A 21,980-nucleotide genomic window follows, 5' to 3' on the forward strand; every position below is an offset into this window, starting at 1 on the left:
CCACTTCACGACCCTGGCGCAGCTTATCCCAACAGGAAAAAGTCGCCGAAATCCGTTGCGTCGGGCGGCACATTGTCTTCCCATTCCGGCGGGTCCAGGCGCGCCTTGTGCTGCGCCGCTTTCTGAACCGCTTCGACCGCGTTCCCAAGGTGATCGAATGCCCTCAGATGGGCGATTTCATTGAACAGCTGGTTGCTGGCATTCTGCAAGGCCGCCTCGTTGACGATGGTCAGGCGGGGGTTTTGATCATCACTGAAGAATTCAAAACCGATAGAGTCTTCCGGCATTGTGAAATTCCTTCTGCAAAACAACAACGGTTCCGGGCTCGAAACACCCGGATGATCTTCGATGACACCGAAACAGGTCACAAAAGTTCAGAAAAGTAGCTGCATGATAGCAAAAACGCCCCGCAGAGTCGAGCATTGAACCCACAGGCGTCAGGCCAGCCACGACCGCGGTACGGAGCGCCCAAACCGTTCACGGCAGAAATCGTATTGCGGGGCCAGAAGGCGGCGAAATTCGTCTCGGGCATCGTCTGAAAGCGGCAACCTGACGGTGGTCTCGTTATGCCGCTGAATGGTCGCCGCAGGGGCAAAGGGTATCCCGATGAAGCCACACAGGCGCCTGATCACGTCGTCGCCCTCGAACAGGGACTCATAGAAAAGGCATAGCAAGTTCGCCGAAGGGAACACCTGCTCCAGCGCCAGAACGATGCCGCGATAATCGGCCCTCGCCAGCAGCGCGGGCGCCGTCAGCGCGCGCCGCCATTTGCTGGCAACATCGTTGACCGGGTTCATCTGCTGCAGGTGGCGCAGCTGCGACCAGAAGCGCCGGACCGGGTCACGCATGAGAAAGAGTATCTTCACCTCGATGTCCTGACTTGCGCAGAACCGTTTCATATAGGAGAACCCTTCGGCCCCAATAGCGCTGTAGGAGGGCGTCAGATCACAGAAACAGCGCGTTTGCGGCCCACATAACCGGGCAAAATGCCCGAAATAGGCATTGTCGTCATAAATCATCTGGCCGCGGTCGAGGCTGGCCTGAAAAATGGCGCGGCGCCTGAGATTCACGACCGCATCGCCAGCCTGACCCAACTGAAAGGACAGGCGCGCCAGGGCAAGGCCGTCGGCATCCCCCAGGGCATGTTCGGGAAACTTGCTGTCAAAGAAATGCAGTTCTTTCAGAGGCGAAACCGCCACTTCGCTGCGCGACCCCAGGTAATTGTGCAGCCAGCTGGTCGCGCATTTTGCCGCGCCGACACAGATCAGCAGCGTCTTTCCGGTCAGGTTCGGATAGACCCGAAGATCCGGGATCACGACGGTCATGTCATCGGCCGGCGGCGCGGCGCCTCCTTTTGCAAAGTCACACAGACTGCCTGTAAAGTCAGGCCGGTTCAGGCTGCCACAGCCCGACAGCAATCTCAATCTTCACCCGCCCGCGGACCACCACGCAGGCCCGTGTCAGGACCTGCCGCCTATTGGCTTGCCAGACCACCCCGCTACCCTACACAGGCACCACGCAAAGGGGACCTGCGGACCCCTCTCTTGTGTGGCGAAGGTCGGACGCCTCAACGCCCTTTCCAGACCGGGTCGCGCTTCTCGGCAAAGGCGCGGGCGCCCTCCAGCTGATCCTCCGACGAATAGAGCACATCCACCGTGCGAAACTGCCTCTTGGTGATCTTGTTCATCGTGTCCTGAAACTTGGCATCCTCGGCCTCGCGCACGATCTCCTTGATCGCGGCATAGACCAGCGGTGGGCCACTGGCCAGCAGGCGCGCCAGTTCCCACGCGCGGTCCATCAATTGCGCGCCCGGCACGATCTCGTTCACCAACCCCCAGCGATGCGCCTCCTCGGCGTCGAACCAGCGCCCGGTCAGCAAAAGCTCCATCGCGATGTGATAGGGGATGCGCTTGGGCAGCTTCACGCTGGCCGCGTCGGCCACCGTGCCCGAGCGAATCTCGGGCAGCGCGAACGTGGCGTGATCGGCAGCGATGATCATGTCCGCCGATAGCGCCAGTTCCAGCCCGCCGCCGCAAGCGATGCCGTTGACGGCGGCAATCACCGGCTTGTTCATGTCGCGCAACTCCTGCAAACCGCCGAAACCGCCGACGCCATAATCGCCATCCACCGCATCGCCATCGGCCGCCGCCTTCAGGTCCCAGCCGGGACAAAAGAACTTTTCGCCGCCCCCGGTCAGGATCGCCACCCGCAATTCGGGGTCGTCGCGAAACTCGCGGAACACCTCACCCATGATCCGGCTGGTGGCCAAGTCGATCGCATTGGCCTTGGGCCGGTCCAGCGTCACCTCGAAAATGGCGCCGTCACGGCGCGTCTTGATGGGGGTCATCGGTCAGCCCTTTCTGATCAGTGCATCTACCGCCACCGCCCGGTCCGGCGTGGCAAGGAGCGGGTTGATCTCAACCTCGCCCAGTGTTTCGGCATGGGCAAGCACATAGTCCTGCACCGCCGCAACAGCCTCCAGGATCGCATCCATATTGGCCCCCGGCTTGCCGCGATAGCCCGCCAGCAGGGGCGCGATGCGCAGCCGCTCCAGTCCGACGCGAACATCTTCGGGCGCGGCGGGCACCAGCAGCGACACGGTATCCCGCATCAACTCGGTCAGCACCCCGCCCGCCCCCAACGTCAAAACAAACCCGTGTGCCGGGTCGCGGACGACGCCCACCAGCAACTCGGCCACCGTGTCGCTCACCATCTCCTCGACCAGCACCTCGGGTGTGCCGATCTCGGACGCGACCCGCGCGAGAGCCGCCGCCGCCACGCCCAGACGCACCGCGCCATGGTCCGATTTATGCGCCAGCCCCACGCCCTTGACGGCAAAGGGACCGCGCAGCCCCTCCACCGCCTGCGCAGCCTCATCGGCGCGCGCCGTCCGGTTGCGCGGCACCTCCAGCCCATGCGCCGCCAGCGCCGCCTTGGCCGCGCCCTCGTCCAGCAGTCGCGTTGCGTCCTCCTGCCCCGGCAGGCACACGGGCACCGGGTCGGGCGCGTGCAGGCTGGCGGCGGCCTCGGCTGCGGCGAGCGCCTCACGCAGGCCCATCAGGGGCACCACGCCACCGGCCATCAACTCGGCCGCCACATCCGCCGGCATCAGCTCGGGCAGGGTCGCCACCACCGCAAAGGGCGCCCCGGTCTCGGCCCGTACCCGCAGCGCCGCCTGCGTCGCGCAGGTCCAGTCGGCCCGGTCGGTCACCGGGTAATCGACAATCGAAAAGGTCAGCGCGATCCCGTCGCCCGTCATGCCGGACCAGGCCGCCGCCATCGCCTGCGCATCGCGCCAGATATAAGTGTGGTAATCCAGCGGATTGCTCAGCGCCACCATCGGCCCCAGCGCCGCGCGCAGGGCCTGCCGCTGCCGCTCCGTCAGCGCCGGAAACCGCAAGGCCGACCCAACGGACATGTCCGCGATCAGGCTCGCCTCGCCCCCCGAACAGCTGATCGAGGCGATATCGACCCCCGCCAAGGGGCCGTTGCAATGCAACAGCTTCAGCGTCTCCAGCAGGTCGGGCAGCGCCCGCAGCCGGGCAATGCCCAGCCGGTCCAGCAGCGCCTGCGCGCCCGCGTCGCTGCCCGCCAAGGAGGCGGTGTGCGACACCGTCGCCTGCTGCGCCTGTTCCGAGGCCCCGACCTTGAGCGCCACCAGCGGCACGCCCCGGGCATGCGCCTTGGCCGCCAGCGCCTCCCAGTCGCGCAGATCGCCGAACCCCTCGATATGCAGGCCGATGGCCGTCACCCGCGGATCGTCCAACAGCGCCATGGCGATCCGCGCCTGGCCGGTCTGCGCCATGTTCCCGCAGGTCACCACATAGGCGATGGGCAGGCCGCGCCGCTGCATGGTCAGGTTGATCGCGATGTTCGAGCTTTGCGTCAGAATGGCCACACCGCGTTCAACCCGGCTGCACCCATGCTGATCGGGCCAGAGGAGCGCCCCGTCCAACGCATTGACGAAGCCATAGCAATTGGGCCCCAGGATCGGCATGTCACCCGCTGCCGCCACCAGCGCGGCCTGCAGATCGCCCCCCGTCTCATCCTCGGCCAGTGCCTCGGAGAAACCGCTGGCAAAACAGACCGCCCCGCCCGCCCCCATGGCCGAGAGTAGCGCCACCGCCTCGATGGTGGCATGCCGGTTGATGCCGACAAAGGCTGCATCGGGCGCGCCCGGCAGATCCTCCAGCCGGGCAAAGGCCGGAAATCCCTCGACCTCCGCCGCCTTGGGATGCACCGGCCAGATGGCGCCGCCGTAACCCATGCGCCGGCATTGCACGATCACCTGACGACACCAGGCGCCGCCCCCGATCACCGCGATCGAGCGCGGCTGGAACATGCGCGACAAGCCCTTGCTCATGACAGGCCCCCTGCCCTTTCACGTTGCCGAAAATACTCCCGCGATAGGCGTCGCGCTTCGGCGCGAACCCGACCGCGCGCCATCACGCCCCCAAGGGGCGCAGCAGGTCGCGGCTGATGATATGGCGCTGGATCTCGCTGGTGCCGTCCCAGATCCGCTCGACCCGTGCATCACGCCAAAACCGCTCGATCGGGAAATCGTCCATCAGCCCCATGCCGCCGAAAATCTGCAGCGTGGTGTCGGTCACCCGCGCCAGCATCTCGCTGGCATAGACCTTGGCGCTGGCGATCTCGCGATTGGCCGGCAGACCCTGATCCAGACGCCAGGCGGCGGCCAGGGTCAGCCAGTCGGCGGCGTCGATCTCGGTGATCATGTCGGCGATCTGAAAGCTGACGCCCTGGAACTTGCCGATGGCCTGCCCGAACTGTTCCCGCTCTGCCGCATAGTTCAGCGCATAGTCGAAAACCCGCCGCGCGCGGCCCACGCTCATGGTGGCAACGGTGATCCGGGTGGCATAGAGCCATTCGTTCATAACCGCAAAGCCCCCATCGACCTCGCCCAGTACCTGCGCATCCGGCAGGCGGCAATCGTCGAATTCCAGCACCATGTTCTTGTAGCCCCGGTGGCTGACCGAGCGGTATCCATCGCGGATGGTGAAACCGGGCGTGCCCCGGTCGACAAGAAACGCCGTGATGCGTTTCTTTGGGCCTTTCGGCGTCATGTCCTCACCCGTCGCAATAAAGACGATGATGAAATCCGCATGATCGGCGCCCGAGATGAAATGCTTGGTCCCGTTCACCACCCAGTCGCCGCCATCGCGCACGGCCGAACATTTCATCCCCCGCACATCCGACCCCGCACCGGGTTCGGTCATCGCCAGCGCATCCATCCGCTCGCCGCGAACGGCCGGCAGCAAGTAGCGGTCGCGCTGCTCACCCTCGCAGGCCATCAGAATGTTCTGAGGCCGCCCGAAGAAATGGTTGAGCGCCATCGACCCGCGCCCCAGTTCCCGCTCGACCAATGCAAACTCCAGGTGGGACAGGCCCGCACCACCGACCTCTTCGGGAAAGTTGCAGGCATAAAAGCCCAGCTCGATCGTCTTGCGCTTGATCTCGTCGGCGATCTCCTTGGGCACCTCGCCGGTGCGCTCCACCTCGGTCTCGTGGGGATAAATCTCCTTCTCCACAAAGCTGCGAACGGTAGAGACGATCATCTCCTGCTCTTCGCTCAATCCGAAATGCATGGCACGGGCTCCTGTTGCGGTTTGAAACAGAAAATCCCGGCTTGCGCGCCACTATCGTGCAGAGTTAGTCATTCATCATGCAGGATCGGACAAATACTTCGGTACAGACTCAGGTTTACGATGTGCTGTTGTTCGACAATTTCTCGAACCACTGCCTGGCCAACACGGTCGAACCGATGCGCGCCGCCAACATGCTATCGCGCCAGCCGCTCTATGCCTGGCGGTTCCTGACCCCGGACGGGGCAGCGGTGCACAGCTCCTCGGGCTTGCAGGTGGCGCCGCATGACCGGCTGGATGCGGGCCGGGGCGTGATGCTGCTGGTGATGCCCTCTTATGGGTTTCGCGACCTCGAGGGCTGGGCCACCCAACGCGCATTACGGGCGGCGGCGCGGCGCTATCCGGTGCTGGCCGGGCTCGATACCGGCAGCTGGTTGCTGGCGCGGGCGGGGCTGCTGGACGGACATCGGGCCACCATCCACTGGGAGGAGCTTACCCGCTTTGCCGAAACCTTTCCCCAGGTCGAAACCCTGCGCGAGCGTTTCGTGCTGGACGGGGCGCGCATCACCTGTTCCGGGGCGATGGCGGCCTTTGACCTGATCCTGCACCTGATCGGGCGCGACCACGGACAATTGCTGGCGCTGGAGGTGGCGCAGCTGTTCATGACGCGGGATTCGGCGCGTTCCCATGCCGCCCCCGCCGGGGGCGGCACCCGGCAGGTGAACCGGGCGGTGATGGTGATGCAGGACACGCTGGAACAGCCCCTGCCCATCGCCGAGATCGCCCGGCGCGCGGGCTGCACGCAAAAGACGCTGGAAACCCGGATGCGGGCGGCCTTCGATGCGACGCCGCAAACGGTCTATCGACGGCTGCGCCTGAACCTGGCGCGCAAGCTGGTGACCGAGACCGACCTGCCCGTGTCCGAGATCGCGACCCGCTGCGGCTATGACAATGCCAGCGCCCTGACCCGCGCCTTTCGCGCCCGCTTCGGCCAACCCCCCAGAGGTTTGCGCGCAAACGGCTGAGGCGGGGCCGGAAAACGACACGTTTTCCGGGCCGTTTTCCGGATCGGAAAACGGCTCACACCGCGGCCGTCCAGACCCGGTAACGGCCTTGTCCCGTGACCTCGCGCACCAATCCCCGGCGGGCGAACAGGTCGAGGTTGCGTTGAACCGCCGCGCGCGAGGCGCCGGTCTGGGCCTCGGCCAGCGGCGCGGTCACCATCGGCCAGGCGGTCAGCACCTCGATCAGCGCGGGCGGCGTCCGCCCGCTCAGATCGCCTGTCTTCTCGATTGCCCGCACGCTCCAGGCCGCCACCCGGTCCAGATGCAACAGCGCCGCCGTCACCGCCTGCGCCGCACCGCGCAACCAGGCGGTCAGCTTTTGCTCCGCCGTGCCCGCACCGCGCAACGCGCCCGGCCCCGACAGCGCCAGCGGCAGGAACAGCGCACCGCCGCGACCCATCGCGGCGCCGTGGCGCGCCGCCATCACCGCCGCCTCGAGCCCGACCGAGGGCCCCTGCCCCAGCATGGTCCAGCAGTGAAACAGCATCGCCGCCCGCGTCGCAGGGTGCAGAGCCACCGCCGCCGCCATCACATCGCCCAGATCGGCCACCGTCTCGGGCACCGTATCGCCCTCGGCACCGGAGCGGTCCAGAAACCCGGCCAGCCCCTCGGCCCAGCCGCCGGTATCGGGCGCCGGACCACCGCTCAGCCGGCGCACCGCCCAACCGGCCCGGGCCAGCGCCTGCACATCCTCGCTGGTGGCGCCCAGCCGGAGCCCGGTCCACAGCGCCAGCCGCTCGGCCCCGATGCGGTCTCCGGCCCACCAGCCCAGATCGGCCACCTCCAAAAGTGCCAGCCGCTGCACCCATTGGCCCGGCCCGGCCCGCAGCCGTTCGTCCAGCGCCCCGAAAGCCAGCGCCAGATCGGCCAGATCAGCCGACAGCGCATCCTGCGCCGCGCGCCATTCGAGCGGATCGAACAACAAAGGCTGCGCCGCGCGCGGCGTGGGAAACAGCGGATCGACCTCGTCCTCGCCCGGCTCTTGCGCGGGCAGGAACCACAGGTCGTCCTCCTCGACCGGGTCGCTGTCATAGGGGCCGGGGATCCCCTCGGCCTCGTCATATGGATCGGGCTTGCGTGTCATGCCCAGATTATAGCGCCGCGCGATACGCCCGCAAAGCGGTGCTCATCCGCGCCGGGCCTTCTGCTCGGCCACGTTCTGCGCCACCATCGCCTTGTAAAGCGCGCGCAGCCGCTGGGTCACCGGCCCGGCTCCACCGCCCGCGCCGATCAACCGCCCGTCGATCTCGGCCACCGGGGTCTGGGCGCCAAAAGTGCCGGTCAGAAACGCCTCGTCCGCGCCATAGGCCTCGTAGAGCGAGAAGTTCTTTTCGAACACCGGGATCCCCGCCTCGCGGCACAGAGTGATCACATTTGCCCGCGTCACCCCGTTCATGCAGTAATCCCCGGTCGAGGTCCAAACCTCGCCCCGCCGCACGATGAAGAAGTTGCAGGCATTGGTGGTGTTCACGAACCCATGCGGGTCCAGCATCAGCGCCTCGTCGGCGCCCGCCTGCTCGGCCTGCAAACAGGCGATCACGCAGTTCAGCTTGGAATGGCTGTTGAACTTTGGGTCCTGGCTGTGCGGCAGCCCGCGCACCTGCGGCACCGAGGCAAGCCGGACCCCCGTTCCCTGCACCCGCTCGGAGGGCACCGAATGTTCGACGATCGCCACGATGGTCGGCCCCCATTTCGACAGGCCCGGATGCTGGAACGGCTTGGCCTTGCGCCCCCGCGTGATCATCAGCCGGCAATGGGCATCACCGGTCATGCCATTTGCCGCCGCCGTGCGGTCCAGGATGGCGCGGATCTCCTCGGGCGTCTTGCCGATCTCCAGCGCCACCGCCTTGCACGAGTTGAAGAGGCGATCCATATGCGCGTCGAAAAACGCCCATTCCCCGTCATAGAGCCGCATCCCCTCCCACATGCCGTCGCCCAGCATGAAGCCGCTGTCATAGACCGAGACCTTGGCCTCGTCTCGATGCACCAGTTCGCCATCCACATAGATCAGGATATCGCTGTTGCGTGCGTCGGCCTCGGCATCATGGGTGGTGCGGGCGGCCGTGTCTGGTTGGGGGGTCGTCATCTGATGGTCCTGACTGCTGTATCCGGCCCCGACCCTAGGCGCAGCGCGCATCGTTGGAAAGCGTCAGTTGCCCTCAGGCCGATGATGCACCGGCAGGAACACCCAAAGCGATCTGGGCCGCGCGGTCACGGCATCTGAAGGTGGAGATGCACCGGATCATCTGACGCGGGCCTCAGAACGACAAACAGGTTGGCAAACGCGCTCTGATCAATGCTCACGTCGTCAGACAGGCCAAGCTTCGCCAGAATGCGTGGAATGGTCTCGGCATGGCCGACGATCAAAACCGTGTTTGCGTCGTGATCGAATTCCAGAACGTCCAGCAGGCCGGCAATATCCTCTCTGGGCAATGCGGTCGCCTCAAGCCCGAGTGCATCCGCGACGATCCCGCCAGTCTGCCGGGTCCGCAGCGCGTCCGAGGTTATGATCGCGTCCAGGCCGACATGGCGCAGCATCTCAGCCCAATCCGAGGCGCGCTGCCGTCCCTCTGGTGTCAGCGCGGGATCGGCCCCGGAAAATTCCTTTTCCGCATGTCTAATCAGATAGACGGCTTCCTGAGCAGCGGCGGGCAGTCCCGTCAGGGCAAGCAGCAAAGCGACTAGGAACATGCGCATGGATCGGTCCCCCCTTCGGATTTCCATCGTCGAGCCTATGCCCAAGCATAGGCCTTAAGGGTCATGCGACGCCACCCCTCGCCCGACGCCAGGGGACAAGATCACAGTGACGCCGCCGAGCGCGACGCCTGATCATAGAGCCCCGAGACGCTGCGCAGCACCCGTGCGACATGGCTGATTTCGTCATAGTCGCGGTCGGTCGCCTCGGCCGCGTCCAGCAGACAGGCCTTGCGCACGTCGCGGTAAGCCTCGCAGACCTGCCGCCCCTGATCGGTGGTGGAATAGAACATCTCCTTGCCCACCTTGCGGCCCGTCACCAGATCCGCCTTGGCCAGTTTCTTGAGCGCGTAATTGACGGTGTGATTGTCCTCGACGTTCAGCATGAAGGCGATATCGGACAGCCGCTTCTCCTTGCCGCGGTGGTTCACATTGTGCAGCACCAGAATGTCGAGCGGGTTGAAATCCTTGTAGCCCACCGCCTTCATGCAATGGGTCATCCAGCGCGAGAACGCGTTATAGGTCATCGTCATCGCGTATTCGAGTTCGCTGAACTGCCAGCCTTGATCGGTCCCCGCCAGGTGATCGGACGAGACGATGGGGGTCGAGGTCGGCTTTGCGGGGCCGGAGGGCTGGGATTTCTGGCTCAAGGTCAGGGTCCAATCGGCTTGAAAACATCCGCCTCAGCCTACGAAACCCTGACAAAATCCACAAGAAACGGCGTCAAGATTACAGCAAATCGGCGCCATTCTCGGCAACAGCACCGGATTGGCAAAACCTGCCGTATCCCCGACCGCATCGCCATACCGTTGGTTATGACGCAACCCGGTTTCTTCTTTCGATACATGATACCTCTGCTTCTTGCGCTCAAAATTGTTACTTTTTGCACACTACTTGGAGAAGTGCGAATCTGATTCGTTACTCGTGATAACTTTCTATTATCATGTCTCTTGGCAGGCGCGCCGGAATCTGCCACCCTCGCCCCCATGAAACCCTCTATCCCGCAGCCTTTGACGCCCCCTTCCCTCGCCGACAGCGACCGTCAGGCGCTCAACGATCTCTATGTACGCGGCACGCCGGAAAACACGCTGCGCGCTTACGAGCGGGACCTGCTCTATCTCACCGCCTGGAAACAGCTCAGCTTTGATGCGCCTCTTGTCTGGCCAGAACACCATGAATGCGCGCTGCGCTTCATCCTCGATCACAGCCGCGACCTGAGCGACGCGACCGGCCCCACCCGAGAAGTGGCCGAGGCGCTGATCGCGCGTGGCCTGCGCCGCTCGCTGACCTGCCCGGCCCCCGCAACCCTGAACCGGCGCATCGCCTCGTGGCAGGCCTTTCACCGGATGAAGAACCTCGACAGCCCGTTTGACAGCCCACTGCTGAAACAGGCCCGTGCCAAGGCCCGGCGCGCGGCGGCGCGAACCACCGCGCCCAAGTCGCGCAACCCGATCACCCGGCCGGTTCTGGAACAGCTGCTCGCCACCTGCCGCGGCTCGCGCCGCGATTGCCGTGACCGGGCGCTGTTGATGCTGGGCTGGGCAAGCGGCGGCCGCCGTCGGTCCGAGATTACCGCGATCCGGGTCGAGGATGTTTCGCTCAAGGATTTCGCAATCGAGGGCATCATCTGGTTGTCACTGATCGAAACCAAAACCACCCGGCGCGGTGCAACGCCCCGGCTGGTGCTCAAGGGCCGCGCTGCGCAAGCGTTGGTGCATTGGCTGGAGGTGTCCGGCATCACCGATGGCGCGCTGTTCCGCCCGGTGTCGAAATCCGACCGCGTGCTGACCCGCCGCCTGACCCCGGACGCCGTCTATCAGATCCTGCGCCACCGGTTGCAGCTTGCTGGGCTGCCGCAGAATTTCGCCACGCCGCACGGGTTGCGCTCGGGCTTTCTGACCCAGGCGGCGCTGGACGGCGCACCGATCCAGGCAGCGATGCGGCTTAGCCTGCATCGCTCGGTGGCGCAGGCGCAGCGCTATTACGACGATGTTGAGATTGTCGAAAACCCCGCAACCGATCTGCTGGGGTAAGGCGGTCTTACCCGTGGGTAAGACCGCATATCGTCAGTCCTCTTGCAGACTGTCGATCAGTTTCGCCACCGCCTGTTCCAGCTTCTGCCGGTCGATGCGGGTGAAATCCAGATTGTAACGAAGGTCGATCCGCCCGTTCGAGGCCGAGCATTTCGCGATCCCGCTCGGGCGGCTGATCTGAAAAGTGGTCTTGGCCCGGCGGGTCTTGTCGCCACTGGGCGCAGGCGTGCGCGCCTGCGGTTCCGGCGCCCCTGCCCCTTCGGTAAAGCCGCGCAGGATCGCCACCTCGTCCGCCGCACTCCGCCCAGGCTGCGCCATCAAGGCAGAGCTGACCGCCCGGACCAACCCCGGATCGCCATCCAGCTTGCGTTTAAGATCGACACCCACATTGCGCGGAATCTCGTTGGGGTGTTCCAGCGACTTGCCCAGCATCATCAGCAGGCTGGCAAAGGCGCGAATATAGCTGCGCTTGGTATAGCTGGCGGATTTGAACAGGACCGACACCGCCTTGTCGACATCGGCGCAATCATTGGTCGGGTCCTCGGCATAGGCGCGTGCCAGCGCGCCCATTTCGGCAAACGAGATATCCTTGCGGATCAGGTTCTCGTCCACCATACGCCGGTATTGATCATCCGTCGGCGCATTGGCCAGGATGCCCGCCGGAATGCGGGCGAACCGTCCATCCCCGGTTTCTTCGTACAGCGCACGATAGGCCGACAGGCGCCGCATGCCCTGCACCAGTTCGTAGCCGCCCTCGGCGCGCTTCTCGACCCGGATCGGGTTCGACAGCCCGATCTCGCGGATCGAGGTTTTCAGCTCGTCCAGCTCCGGGTCCGGCCCGGCGGCGCGGTCGCGGGTCAGCCGCTCGGCATGGACCGCGTCAAGCGGCACCAGATCGGTGATCAGACCCTCTTTCTTCAACCGCACCAGCTCATGCGCCAGCTGGTCGTTTTCGGCGCGAATGCGGTCTTCGGTCTCTTGCCGGTCGCGCAGCGCGTCGGCGTTTTCCGAGATCGCGGTCGCCATCGGGCCGCGCCGGTGTTTGTCCAGCACCTTGTCGGGGACCTTGCCAACGGGGATGTCCTCCATCGCCGGCATGTCGATATCGAAGATTCTGCGCTTGCGGGTCATGCGTCATCCTCCAGCTTGGACCAGGCCGACAACATCACCTCGCGGAACTCGCGATAGGCGTTGTCAAATGTGCCGCGCGCGCGGCGCCAGGTTTCCCGCGTCATCTCGCGGTAATCCATTTCATAGACCGAATTGAGGAAGCGGCCCGATTGTTCCACCGCGCGCGTCATCTCGACAGGGTGGTCGGTGACGTGATGGCCGAACACCTTGCGGAAGGCCTCGTACATCGCCTGGTGCAAGGCATTGCCCGGCTCGTAGCGGGTCAGGATAAAGCGGATCTCGGCAAAGGTCTTGGGCAGGCCGATCTTACCCGTGGGTAAGACGCCATCGAACCCGTGCGACAGATCCTCCAGCGCCTCGGCCAATTGCCCGATGAAAGAGGTGGTCGAGTCGTATTCCCAATATCCCGGCCCCGAGGGGATATAAAGCATGTCGGCGGCAAACACCGCGTTCATCGACTGATAGCCGATGGCGGGCGGGCAATCGAACAGGATCAGGTCATAGGCGTCATCGGGGATCTGATCGAGATAGCGCGACACGGCGGCGAAGAAGGACCATTCCGGGTTCAGGTGCCGGTATTGCGCGCTGGCGAATTCGACAAAGGCGGCGTTGGCGCAGGAGGGGATCGCGTCGATCGTCGACCAGGAGCTGGGCTTGATGAAATCGCCCACCCGCAGATCACCCAGCCCCATACCGGTGATCGAGGCGGGCAACTGGCGGCGGGGCAGGGTGGTGCCGCTTTCGGCGGCGGCGGCGCGGTTGTTCATCCGCTCGGTCTCGCGGATCAGGTCGCGCGCCATGATGCCCCAGACGGTGTAATCCTCGGCCACGTCGGTCAGACCCATGGAATGGCTCAGCGTCGCCTGCGGGTCGAAATCGACCACCAGCACCCGATAGCCATCCAGTGCGGCGGCATGGGCCAGATGCAGGGCAACGGTCGACTTGCCCGCGCCACCCTTGAAATTGGCCACCGCCGCGCGGATCGCACGTTTGCCCGCCGGGCGCGGCGGCATCAGCGACTTGCGGTTGATCTTGAGCCGGCGGCGCAGCTCGTTCACCTCTTCCAGACTGAACCAGCGCTGACGGCCATCGGGTTCGACCTCGCCGCCGGGCAGGGTGGGGTCGGCGACCAGCTTGCCGCGAAAGGTCGACTGGTTGACGTTGAAGATCAACTCGCTCACCTCCCAGCTGGAAAAGCGGCGCAGCGTCTTCTCCATCTCGGGGCTGAAGGTCTGCTGCCGGATCCAGCCTTGTAGCTTGAGCGACTGGTTGCGCAGGTGGCTCAGGTCTTCGTGCGTATACATGCCTCGGGCTTCCTTTTCTCAGGACGCTAATTATCTGTGGTTACCCATTTACGCTGTATTTGCATTTATGGCAAAAGGAAATATCATGAGAATGCGACCTTACCCACGGGTAAGAAAGCCCTTGAAAACAGGACGCTTCCGATTCGGGACCAGGGCTGACAGAGCGCCGCGATTCGACCGAGTGTCTCCGGTTACGCTCCGCAAGATATGGGGTCACTTAGGCGCCGGAATACCCCTGATAGGGGGACAAATGGGGAAGATACGGGGACAGACAGCGTGTCCCCCCTCACCAGTACTTCACCCTTTTTCTTTCTTTGAAAAGGGGAGGGGGAGGGGGCCTTGGTCCAAGCCGCTTGACAGAATCGAAGCTTTGGACGCTAATTACTCCAAGATCGGGAAAAGCGTTGAGAAGACGCCGGACCGGCAGCAAGGGACAGCAGATCCCAACGTCGAGGCAGACGGGCAGAGAGTTGGATGATGCAGATCGCAAAACCGGTCGGACGCAATGCGTCGGCCCTCAAATACGATATCCTGTCTGCGCTGGCAGTGCATGCGCTGGCCGGTGACAAGCATCGCCAGCGGCTGATCCTGCGGCTTTTGGCGCTGATCACCACCCGGTACAACTGGCAACGCAACGAGCTGTCCATGGGCCGGGACGAGATAGCGCGGCTGTGGTCGGTGGACGAACGTACCGTGAAACGCGAGATGGCGCGGCTACGCACGCTGGGCTGGGTCACGGTGAAACGTCCGGGCGTGCGGGGCCGGGTCAGTGTCTATGAGCTGGACCTGAAACAGATGCTGCTGGACACACGCGACAGCTGGGCCGTGATCGGGCCGGATTTCGAGGCGCGACTGGACGAGACACCGCAAGCCGAAACCGCAGGCAATGTGGTGCCCCTGCATGTACCGCCCCCGCGGGCAGAGGCCAGCGACGATCCGGTTTGGGCGCAGGTACAGGCGGCGCTCCATGGGCGCGACCCGGAGTTATGGTCGAGCTGGTTCCAGCATCTGACCGAGGTTGAGCGCGGCGACGGGCGGGCGGTGCTGATGGCGCCCAGCCGGTTCATGGCCGATTACATCGCCGCAAAATGGAGCGGGCGTCTGCTGGCCGTCTATTCACGCCTCGACCCCTCGATCCGGTCAATCCGGATCGAGGCGGCAGGGTAGGGGCCTTAGCGTTTGCGGAACGCGTCCTGAAGGGCCGCCCCCAACGCGCCGGTGTTACCACCGCCCTTGGGCCCTGATTGCATCGGTCCGCGCGGGTTCCGATCCCTGGGGCCGCCCGAGCGTGCCGGTTTCTCCTGCCGGGCCGAGGCGCCGCCATCCTTGCGCATGGTCAGGCCGATCCGCTTGCGGGGTACATCAATCTCGGTGACCGTGACCTTGACCACCTGGCCGGTCTTGACCACCTCATGCGGGTCCTTGACGAACCGGTCGGCCAGCTGGCTGACATGCACCAGCCCGTCCTGATGCACCCCGATATCGACAAAGGCGCCAAAGGCCGCGACGTTGGTTACGGTGCCTTCCAGCACCATTCCGGGGCGCAGGTCGGTGATGTCCTCGACCCCGTCGGCAAAAGAGGCGGTCACGAAACTGGGGCGCGGATCGCGGCCGGGCTTTTCCAGTTCGGCCAGGATGTCGCGCACGGTGGGCAGGCCGAATGCATCGGTCACGAACTGTTCCGCCCGCAGACCTTTCAAAGCGCCCTCATGCCCCATGATCTGACGGATATCGCGGCCACAGGCGCCGACGATGCGGCGGGCGACCTCATAGGCCTCGGGGTGCACGGCGCTGGCGTCGAGCGGCTCCTTGCCGTCGCGGATGCGCAGGAAGCCTGCGCATTGCTCGAACGCGCGGGGACCAAGGCGGGCCACCTTGAGCAGGTCTCGCCGCGCGGCAAAGGCGCCGTTCACGTCGCGATGGGCTACGATGGCGTCGGCCAGGCCCGGCCCCAGCCCCGAGACATGCGCCAGCAGCGGCGCCGAGGCGGTGTTGAGGTCGACACCGACCGCGTTCACCACATCCTCGATCACCGCCTCGAGCATCTGGCCCAGCCGGTGCTGGTCGACATCGTGCTGGTACTGGCCGACGCCAATGCTTTTGGGTTCGATCTTGACCAGTTCGGCCAGCGGGTCCTGCAGCCGCCGGGCGATGGACACCGCGCCGCGCAACGAAACGTCGAGATCGGGGAATTCGCGCGCCGCAAGTTCCGAGGCGGAATAGACCGAAGCGCCGGCCTCGCTCACCACCACTTTGGTGGGGGCCTTCACCGAACTCGGCAGCAGCTTCAGCGTGTCAGCCACCATCCGTTCGGTCTCGCGGCTGGCGGTTCCGTTGCCGATGGCGATCAGTTCGATGCCGTGCTGGGCGATCATCCGGGCGATGCTGGCCTGCGCGCCGCGCAGGTCGTTCTTGGGTTGGAACGGATAGAGCGTGTCGGTCGCCACCAGCTTGCCCGTGGCATCGACCACCGCCGCCTTGACCCCGGTGCGGATGCCGGGATCAAGCCCCAGAGTGGGTCGCGCCCCGGCCGGGGCGGCAAAGAGCAAGTCCTTGAGATTGCGGGCAAAGACCTGGATCGCCTCTTCCTGCGCGCGCGCGCGCAGATCGCCCATCAGGTCGACCATCATCGACAGCGACAGTTTCACCCGCCAGGTCCAGCCCGCGACCTTGCGCAGCCATTCGTCACCGGGGCCGGAGCCTCGGGTTTCCAGCCGCGAGGCCACCATGGTTTCGGCCCGCGCCGCACCCTCGGCATCGGGGGCGATATCCAGCGTCACAACGCCCTCTTTCTGGGCGCGCAGCATGGCCAGCGCCCGGTGTGACGGTGTGGTGGCCCATTTCTCGGAATGGGCGAAATAGTCCGAGAACTTGGCGCCCGCCTGTTCCTGCCCCTCGATCACCTTGGCGCTCAGCATCGCCTCGCGGTGCAGAAAGGCACGCAGCTCGCCCAGCAGGGTGGCATCCTCGGTCAGGCGTTCGGCCACGATATCGCGGGCCCCGTTCAGCGCGTCCTTGGTCGTGGGCACCGCCTCGCAGAGATAGGCCTGGGCCAGCGCCTCGGGCTCGGCGCGGCGGTCGGCCAGAATGGCCTCGGCCAGCGGTTCCAGCCCGTTCTCGCGGGCGATCATCGCCTTGGTGCGGCGCTTGGGCTTGTAGGGCAGGTAGATGTCTTCGAGCTGCGCCTTGGTCTCGGCCCGCGCGATGGAGAGCGACAACTCGTCGGTCAGCTTGCCCTGATCGCGGATCGAGCCCAGGATCGTCTCGCGCCGCGCCTCAAGCTCGCGCAGATAGGTCAGCCGGTCGGCCAGTGTACGCAATTGGGTGTCGTCCAGCCCCCCGGTCGCCTCTTTGCGGTAGCGGGCAACAAAGGGCACGGTGGCGCCTTCGTCCAGCAGCTTGACCGCGGCATCCACCTGTTCGGGGCGGGCATTGATTTCGGCGGCGATGGTGCGGGCGATACGGTCCAAGAAAACTTCTCCCAGATAGGTTGGAGATCCTATCTAGCCAGCGGGGCAGGGGAGGGGAAGGGGGTGAGCGCCGGGCGCTGTCAACGGTCGTTGGCTGGAGTAGCAGCTGACCTGTTCCGGCGCACGTCAAGACTATTGGAAACCGGCCCGAAGAAGACCCTTGGAAGCCCGGTCGACTTCTGCGCTCAAGTCGTAGAGCCGATTGCCAATCTGAAAACCTCGATCGGTTCCCGAAGCCCCTTGAGGCTCAATTCACCGCGAGACCCGACCTGGAACGTGTCCTCGACTGCAATCGCGGCTCTCGGGCTGAGAAGGATTTCGCCGTCTTCGGCTTCGTCGCAGAGCCGCGAGGCGAGGTTGATCGCTGTACCCGAGGCGGTGTAGTCGAACCGTCCCTCGAAGCCGACCATGCCGACGGTTGCATATCCAAGCGATACGCCGACCCCGAAGCCCAGCCGGTACCCCATGCGCTTCCATGTGCGGCAGAGTTCGGTCATGCGTGCCTGCATTGCGATGGCAAGCCGCACGGCATCACCAGCCGGATCCTCGCAAGGCAGCGGATCGTTGAAGAGAACCATGATCCCGTCGCCCATCCTGTGATCGACGCCAGCGCCATGGGCGCTGATCAGTTTGCCCATCTCCTCGTGATAGGTCTGCAGGACCTCGATGGTCTCCTCGGGTTCGGCCGTTTCGCAGAAGGCGGTGAAGCCGCGGATGTCACAGAAGAGCACGCCCAGAAGCGCTCGGTGGCTCGACAGCAACTCTTCCGAACCGGAGGAGACGACAGTATCGGCCACTGCCGCTGGCAGGAAGCGCTTGAGGCGGCCCATCCGCTCGATCTCGTCCACCTGTTCGCTTACCCGAGATTCGAGCGAGGCGTTGAGTGCTTCGACTTCGGCAGTGCGGTCGGCGAGCGCACGGAATTGTCGCACATTCTCGATCGCGATCACCGCCTGGGCAGCGAAGGTTTCCACAAGACCGATCTCGCTTTCAGAGAAAGCACTTTCAACAGGCCGGAAAAGGCCCAGCACCCCAATTGCTTCGGTTGCTCTCATGAGGGGAACCCAAAGGACAGCGCGAACGCCATCATCCTCCAGGTCCCGGCGCGCTTCGACGTTTTGGATGTCCCGTGTCGAACGCCGATGGACAATCCGGGTTTCACGGACGGCGAGGCAGGCGCCGAAATCACCATCGAGGGTGAATTTGGACGTTCCGACAGCGAAATTCCTGAAACTTCCCTGCAAAGCAGCAATAGTCAGTTCGGTTCGAGCCTCATCGAGAAGCACAAGCGCAGCAACAGAGGCGTTGCAAAGCTGACTTGCATTGGCAAGGATCACATCGAAAACCGGCTTTTCATCATCGCGGTTTCGGGAAATGAGGCCGAGTATCTCACTGCTGGCCTTCTCTCGCTCCAGCCTGTCCTGCACCTCGCGGAATTGGCGTGAATTCTCGATGGCAATCACCGCCTGCGCGGCGAAGCTTTCGACCAAACGCAGTTCGGCTTCGACGAAAGGTTTGACCTCCTTGCGGCTCAGAGCAATCGCGCCAATCGCCAGCGGTCCGTTCATCAGTGGCACGATCAGCCAAGAGCGCACACCTTCGAGGTCTACCACGTGTTTGATAACCGGGTCTTGATCACGATAGAAATCGGTATCGCGCAGATCGGCGATATTGATCGTGTGACCGGTGCGAATGACCTCTGGAATCGGTCGACCACTGTCCAGGGGCGCTGAACCGCCTGCGCTGAAGGCCGTTTTCTCAAACCCCCAGTAAGAGGCAATCTCAAAGTGCGTCCTTGATGCATTCGCAAGTTGCAGGGAGGCTTGGCTTGCCTCGCACAGCTCTGCCGCATGGGTGAGAATAGCCTCGAATACAGGCCCTTCGTCATCACGCGACCTTTGAATGACCTCGAGAATACCCCGAGTCGCTTCTTCACGCTGACGTCCGCGATGCAGTTCGACCAGCAGATTGTCCCGTTCTGAATCTTCCACCATAGCCGGTCTAGCCCATCTGGAGTGCGAATTAGACATTGGGCTCAAGCTATACAGCAGAGCAGAGTCTTGCCAAAGCCTCGCATTGTTGAAGTTGGTTCAAGCGCTGTATCACCCGGCGCAGCCGCAATCCGGCGTGATGTGACCCGACGCGCCATCGTGCAACTTGATGCCTCACATATGCGCAAAACGCTCTGATTTTGCGCATTTGAATCCGGGCTGATCTGGCGCCCGTGCTGCCCGCGCACGCGGATTTGCGCAGACTGGGGCAAAATGCGCAGTCTCCCTCGATTGAAACGCGGCGCGCGCCCATGTAAGGGGAGCCTGTCAAATCAGAGTAACCGGTGTCGGACCCATGGCCCGATTCCCCCGCGCCGCAATGGATGTGGCAACACACTCTCGGATCGCACGCCCCAGGAAAGGCTAAAAAAGGTAAGAGAATATGGCTGATAAAATGAACTCCGACATATTGTATACCATTGTAGACGAAGCGCCGGAGCTGGCCAGCGCCTCGTTCCTGCCGATCATCCGCAAGTTCGTTTCGGCGGCGGATATCACCGTTGGAACCCCCGATATCTCGCTGGCGGGCCGCATCATCGCGACCTTCCCCGAGAACCTGACCGCAGATCAGCGCCAGTCCGACGATCTGGCCGCCCTGGGCGAACTGGTGAAGACGCCCACCGCCAATGTGATCAAGCTGCCCAACATCTCGGCTTCGGTGCCGCAGCTGGTGGCCGCGATCGAGGAATTGCAGAACCAGGGTTACGACATCCCGTCCTATCCCGAGGCGCCCGCCACGGATGCGGAAAAGGAGATCCGCGCGCGCTATGACGCGATCAAGGGCTCGGCGGTGAATCCGGTCCTGCGCGAAGGCAACTCGGACCGTCGTTCGGCCAAGGCGGTCAAGAGCTATGCCCAGAAGAACCCGCATTCGATGGGGGAATGGGTCTCGACCTCGAAAACCAAGGTCAGCTCGATGCCGGGCAACGATTTCTATGCCAACGAGAAATCGGCCACCATCACCGCCGCGCAGGCGGGCAAGGCCCGGATCGAGTTCATCGGCGCCGATGGCAGCGTGACGGAGCTGAAGAAGAACTGGCAGCTGGACGAAGGCACCGTTGCCGATGCGACGTTCATGTCGGTCAAGGCGCTGGGTGCCTTCCTGGACGATGCCATCGAGGACACCAAGGCCGACGGCACCATGTTCTCGCTGCACATGAAGGCCACGATGATGAAGGTTTCGGACCCGATCATTTTTGGCCATGCGGTCAAGGCCTGGCTGGCGCCGGTGTTCGAGAAATTCGGCGACCGCATGGCGGCGCTGGGGGTGAACCCGAACTCCGGTCTGGGCGACCTGCTGGAGCGGGTGAAGGGTGACGCCGAGATCCTGGCCGCCATCGACGCGGTGAAGGCGGATCGTCCGGCCATGTACATGGTCGACAGCGACAAGGGCATCACCAACCTGCACGTGCCGTCTGACGTGATCATCGACGCCTCGATGCCCGCCGTGATCCGCGCGGGCGGCAAGGGCTGGGACGAGACCGGCGCCAAGGGCGACACCAACTGCGTTATCCCCGACCGCTGCTATGCGACCGTCTATGATGAGACCATCAACTTCTTCAAGGCCAACGGCGCGCTGGACGTGACCACCGCCGGTTCGGTCGCCAATGTCGGCCTGATGGCGCAGAAGGCCGAGGAATACGGGTCGCACCCGACCACGTTCGAGGCACCCGCCGATGGCACCATCCGTATCGTGCTGGCCAATGGCGACGTGCTGCATTCGCATGCGGTCGAGGCGGGCGATATCTGGCGTGCCTGCACCGTCAAGAAGGCGCCCATCGAGAACTGGATCCAGCTGGCGATGGACCGTCAGCGCCTGACCGGGTCCGAGGCGATCTTCTGGCTGGATGCCAACCGCGCCCATGACGCGCAGCTGATCGCCTATGTCAAACCGGTGCTCGAAGCGGCGGGCGTGGCCGACAAGTTCCAGATCCTGGCACCGCGCGAGGCGACGGCGCAATCGCTGAAGACCATCACCGCAGGCAAGGACAGCATCGCCATCACCGGCAACGTGCTGCGCGATTACCTGACCGACCTGTTCCCGATCCTGGAGTTGGGCACCAGCGCCAAGATGCTGTCGATCGTCAAGCTGATGCAGGGCGGCGGGCTGTTCGAGACCGGCGCCGGTGGTTCGGCCCCGAAACATGTGCAGCAGCTGGTCGAGGAAAACCACCTGCGCTGGGATTCGATGGGTGAATTCTGCGCGCTGGGGGAAAGCCTGAACTTCCTCGCCGACAGCCGCGGCAATGCCAAGGCCGGGGTGCTGGGCCGCGCCGCCGAGGCGGCGACCCAGGGTATTCTGGATTTCAACCGCAGTCCCAGCCGCAAGGTGGGTCAGCCCGACAACCGCGACAGCCATTACTGGTTCGCCCGCTACTGGGCCGAGGCGCTGGCGGCGCAATCCGACGATGCCGATCTGGCCGCCGAATTCGCCCCGCTGGCCAAGGCGCTGGCTGATGGCGAACAGGCGATCCTGACCGAACTGGCCGCAGCCCAGGGCAAATCCGCCGATATCGGCGGCTATTACAAGCCCTCGGCCGAGAAGAAGGCCGCGATCATGCGGCCGTCTGCGACGCTGAACGCGATCATCGGCTGAGCCTGATGGTTTGAAAGTTCAGGGGCGCGGGGGA

General features: G+C 64.3%; 17 protein-coding genes. 4 read left to right on the forward strand and 13 right to left on the reverse strand.

Features of this window, described 5'->3' with window-relative positions:
- Positions 1-23 precede the first annotated feature (23 nt).
- The 5 genes from AC2FL1_RS12125 to AC2FL1_RS12145 form a co-directional block, all read right to left on the reverse strand.
- Positions 24-368, reverse strand: a complete 345-nt coding sequence (locus tag AC2FL1_RS12125; protein ID WP_496877099.1) for a hypothetical protein — start codon at positions 366-368, stop codon at positions 24-26.
- Between the two features lie 69 nt (positions 369-437).
- Positions 438-1,325, reverse strand: a complete 888-nt coding sequence (locus tag AC2FL1_RS12130) for a sulfotransferase (protein ID WP_496877100.1) — start codon at positions 1,323-1,325, stop codon at positions 438-440.
- A gap of 242 nt (positions 1,326-1,567) precedes the next feature.
- Positions 1,568-2,347: a carnitinyl-CoA dehydratase gene (locus AC2FL1_RS12135; protein ID WP_496877101.1), complete on the reverse strand. Its 780-nt coding sequence runs from the start codon at positions 2,345-2,347 to the stop codon at positions 1,568-1,570.
- A gap of 3 nt (positions 2,348-2,350) precedes the next feature.
- Complete coding sequence (locus AC2FL1_RS12140) at positions 2,351-4,363, reverse strand: acetate--CoA ligase family protein (protein WP_496877102.1); 2,013 nt, start codon at positions 4,361-4,363, stop codon at positions 2,351-2,353.
- Between the two features lie 82 nt (positions 4,364-4,445).
- Positions 4,446-5,606, reverse strand: coding sequence for an acyl-CoA dehydrogenase family protein (locus tag AC2FL1_RS12145; protein WP_496877103.1), 1,161 nt, complete (start codon positions 5,604-5,606; stop codon positions 4,446-4,448).
- Between the two features lie 77 nt (positions 5,607-5,683).
- Between AC2FL1_RS12145 and AC2FL1_RS12150 the strand changes: the two genes are divergently transcribed.
- On the forward strand, positions 5,684-6,628 hold the full coding sequence (locus AC2FL1_RS12150; protein WP_496877104.1) for a GlxA family transcriptional regulator: 945 nt from the start codon (positions 5,684-5,686) through the stop codon (positions 6,626-6,628).
- A gap of 55 nt (positions 6,629-6,683) precedes the next feature.
- Here the strand turns inward: AC2FL1_RS12150 and AC2FL1_RS12155 are convergent, their stop codons facing one another.
- From AC2FL1_RS12155 to AC2FL1_RS12170, 4 genes are all read right to left on the reverse strand, one after another.
- Entirely contained in the window at positions 6,684-7,751 is a 1,068-nt protein-coding gene (locus tag AC2FL1_RS12155; RefSeq protein WP_496877105.1) for a helix-turn-helix domain-containing protein, read from the reverse strand.
- Between the two features lie 42 nt (positions 7,752-7,793).
- Positions 7,794-8,753: an aminotransferase class IV gene (locus AC2FL1_RS12160; protein WP_496877106.1), complete on the reverse strand. Its 960-nt coding sequence runs from the start codon at positions 8,751-8,753 to the stop codon at positions 7,794-7,796.
- Between the two features lie 125 nt (positions 8,754-8,878).
- Complete coding sequence (locus tag AC2FL1_RS12165; RefSeq protein WP_496826946.1) at positions 8,879-9,364, reverse strand: SixA phosphatase family protein; 486 nt, start codon at positions 9,362-9,364, stop codon at positions 8,879-8,881.
- A gap of 101 nt (positions 9,365-9,465) precedes the next feature.
- The gene (locus tag AC2FL1_RS12170) at positions 9,466-10,011 is read right to left on the reverse strand and encodes a winged helix DNA-binding protein (protein ID WP_234140599.1); all 546 of its coding nucleotides are present in this window, start codon (positions 10,009-10,011) and stop codon (positions 9,466-9,468) included.
- Between the two features lie 336 nt (positions 10,012-10,347).
- Between AC2FL1_RS12170 and AC2FL1_RS12175 the strand changes: the two genes are divergently transcribed.
- Positions 10,348-11,394, forward strand: a complete 1,047-nt coding sequence (locus AC2FL1_RS12175) for a tyrosine-type recombinase/integrase (protein WP_496826944.1) — start codon at positions 10,348-10,350, stop codon at positions 11,392-11,394.
- Positions 11,395-11,427: 33 nt separating this feature from the next.
- On the opposite strand, the gene AC2FL1_RS12180 is transcribed toward AC2FL1_RS12175, so the two are convergent.
- Positions 11,428-12,525 carry a ParB/RepB/Spo0J family partition protein gene (locus AC2FL1_RS12180; RefSeq protein ID WP_496826942.1) on the reverse strand — a complete coding sequence of 366 codons (1,098 nt, stop codon included), beginning with the start codon at positions 12,523-12,525 and terminating at the stop codon, positions 11,428-11,430.
- The gene (locus AC2FL1_RS12185) at positions 12,522-13,829 is read right to left on the reverse strand and encodes an AAA family ATPase (RefSeq protein ID WP_011242083.1); all 1,308 of its coding nucleotides are present in this window, start codon (positions 13,827-13,829) and stop codon (positions 12,522-12,524) included. The genes AC2FL1_RS12180 and AC2FL1_RS12185 overlap by 4 nt, the downstream gene beginning before the upstream one ends.
- A 474-nt stretch (positions 13,830-14,303) precedes the next feature.
- On the opposite strand from AC2FL1_RS12185, the gene AC2FL1_RS12190 reads away from it, so the two are divergent.
- On the forward strand, positions 14,304-14,996 hold the full coding sequence (locus tag AC2FL1_RS12190; RefSeq protein ID WP_496877107.1) for a DnaA N-terminal domain-containing protein: 693 nt from the start codon (positions 14,304-14,306) through the stop codon (positions 14,994-14,996).
- A 5-nt stretch (positions 14,997-15,001) separates the two neighbouring features.
- On the opposite strand, the gene AC2FL1_RS12195 is transcribed toward AC2FL1_RS12190, so the two are convergent.
- Together AC2FL1_RS12195 and AC2FL1_RS12200 are read right to left on the reverse strand one after the other, a co-directional pair.
- Positions 15,002-17,299: a Tex family protein gene (locus AC2FL1_RS12195; protein WP_496877108.1), complete on the reverse strand. Its 2,298-nt coding sequence runs from the start codon at positions 17,297-17,299 to the stop codon at positions 15,002-15,004.
- A 185-nt stretch (positions 17,300-17,484) separates the two neighbouring features.
- A complete protein-coding gene (locus AC2FL1_RS12200) occupies positions 17,485-19,293 on the reverse strand; it encodes a GAF domain-containing protein (RefSeq protein WP_496877109.1) in 1,809 nt (602 codons plus the stop codon).
- 439 nt (positions 19,294-19,732) lie between these two features.
- Here AC2FL1_RS12200 and AC2FL1_RS12205 point away from each other — a divergent pair, with 439 nt between their 5' ends.
- Positions 19,733-21,946: an NADP-dependent isocitrate dehydrogenase gene (locus AC2FL1_RS12205; RefSeq protein WP_496877110.1), complete on the forward strand. Its 2,214-nt coding sequence runs from the start codon at positions 19,733-19,735 to the stop codon at positions 21,944-21,946.
- Positions 21,947-21,980 lie beyond the last annotated feature (34 nt).

The sequence above is a fragment of the Ruegeria sp. YKSF070 genome (assembly GCF_059612725.1).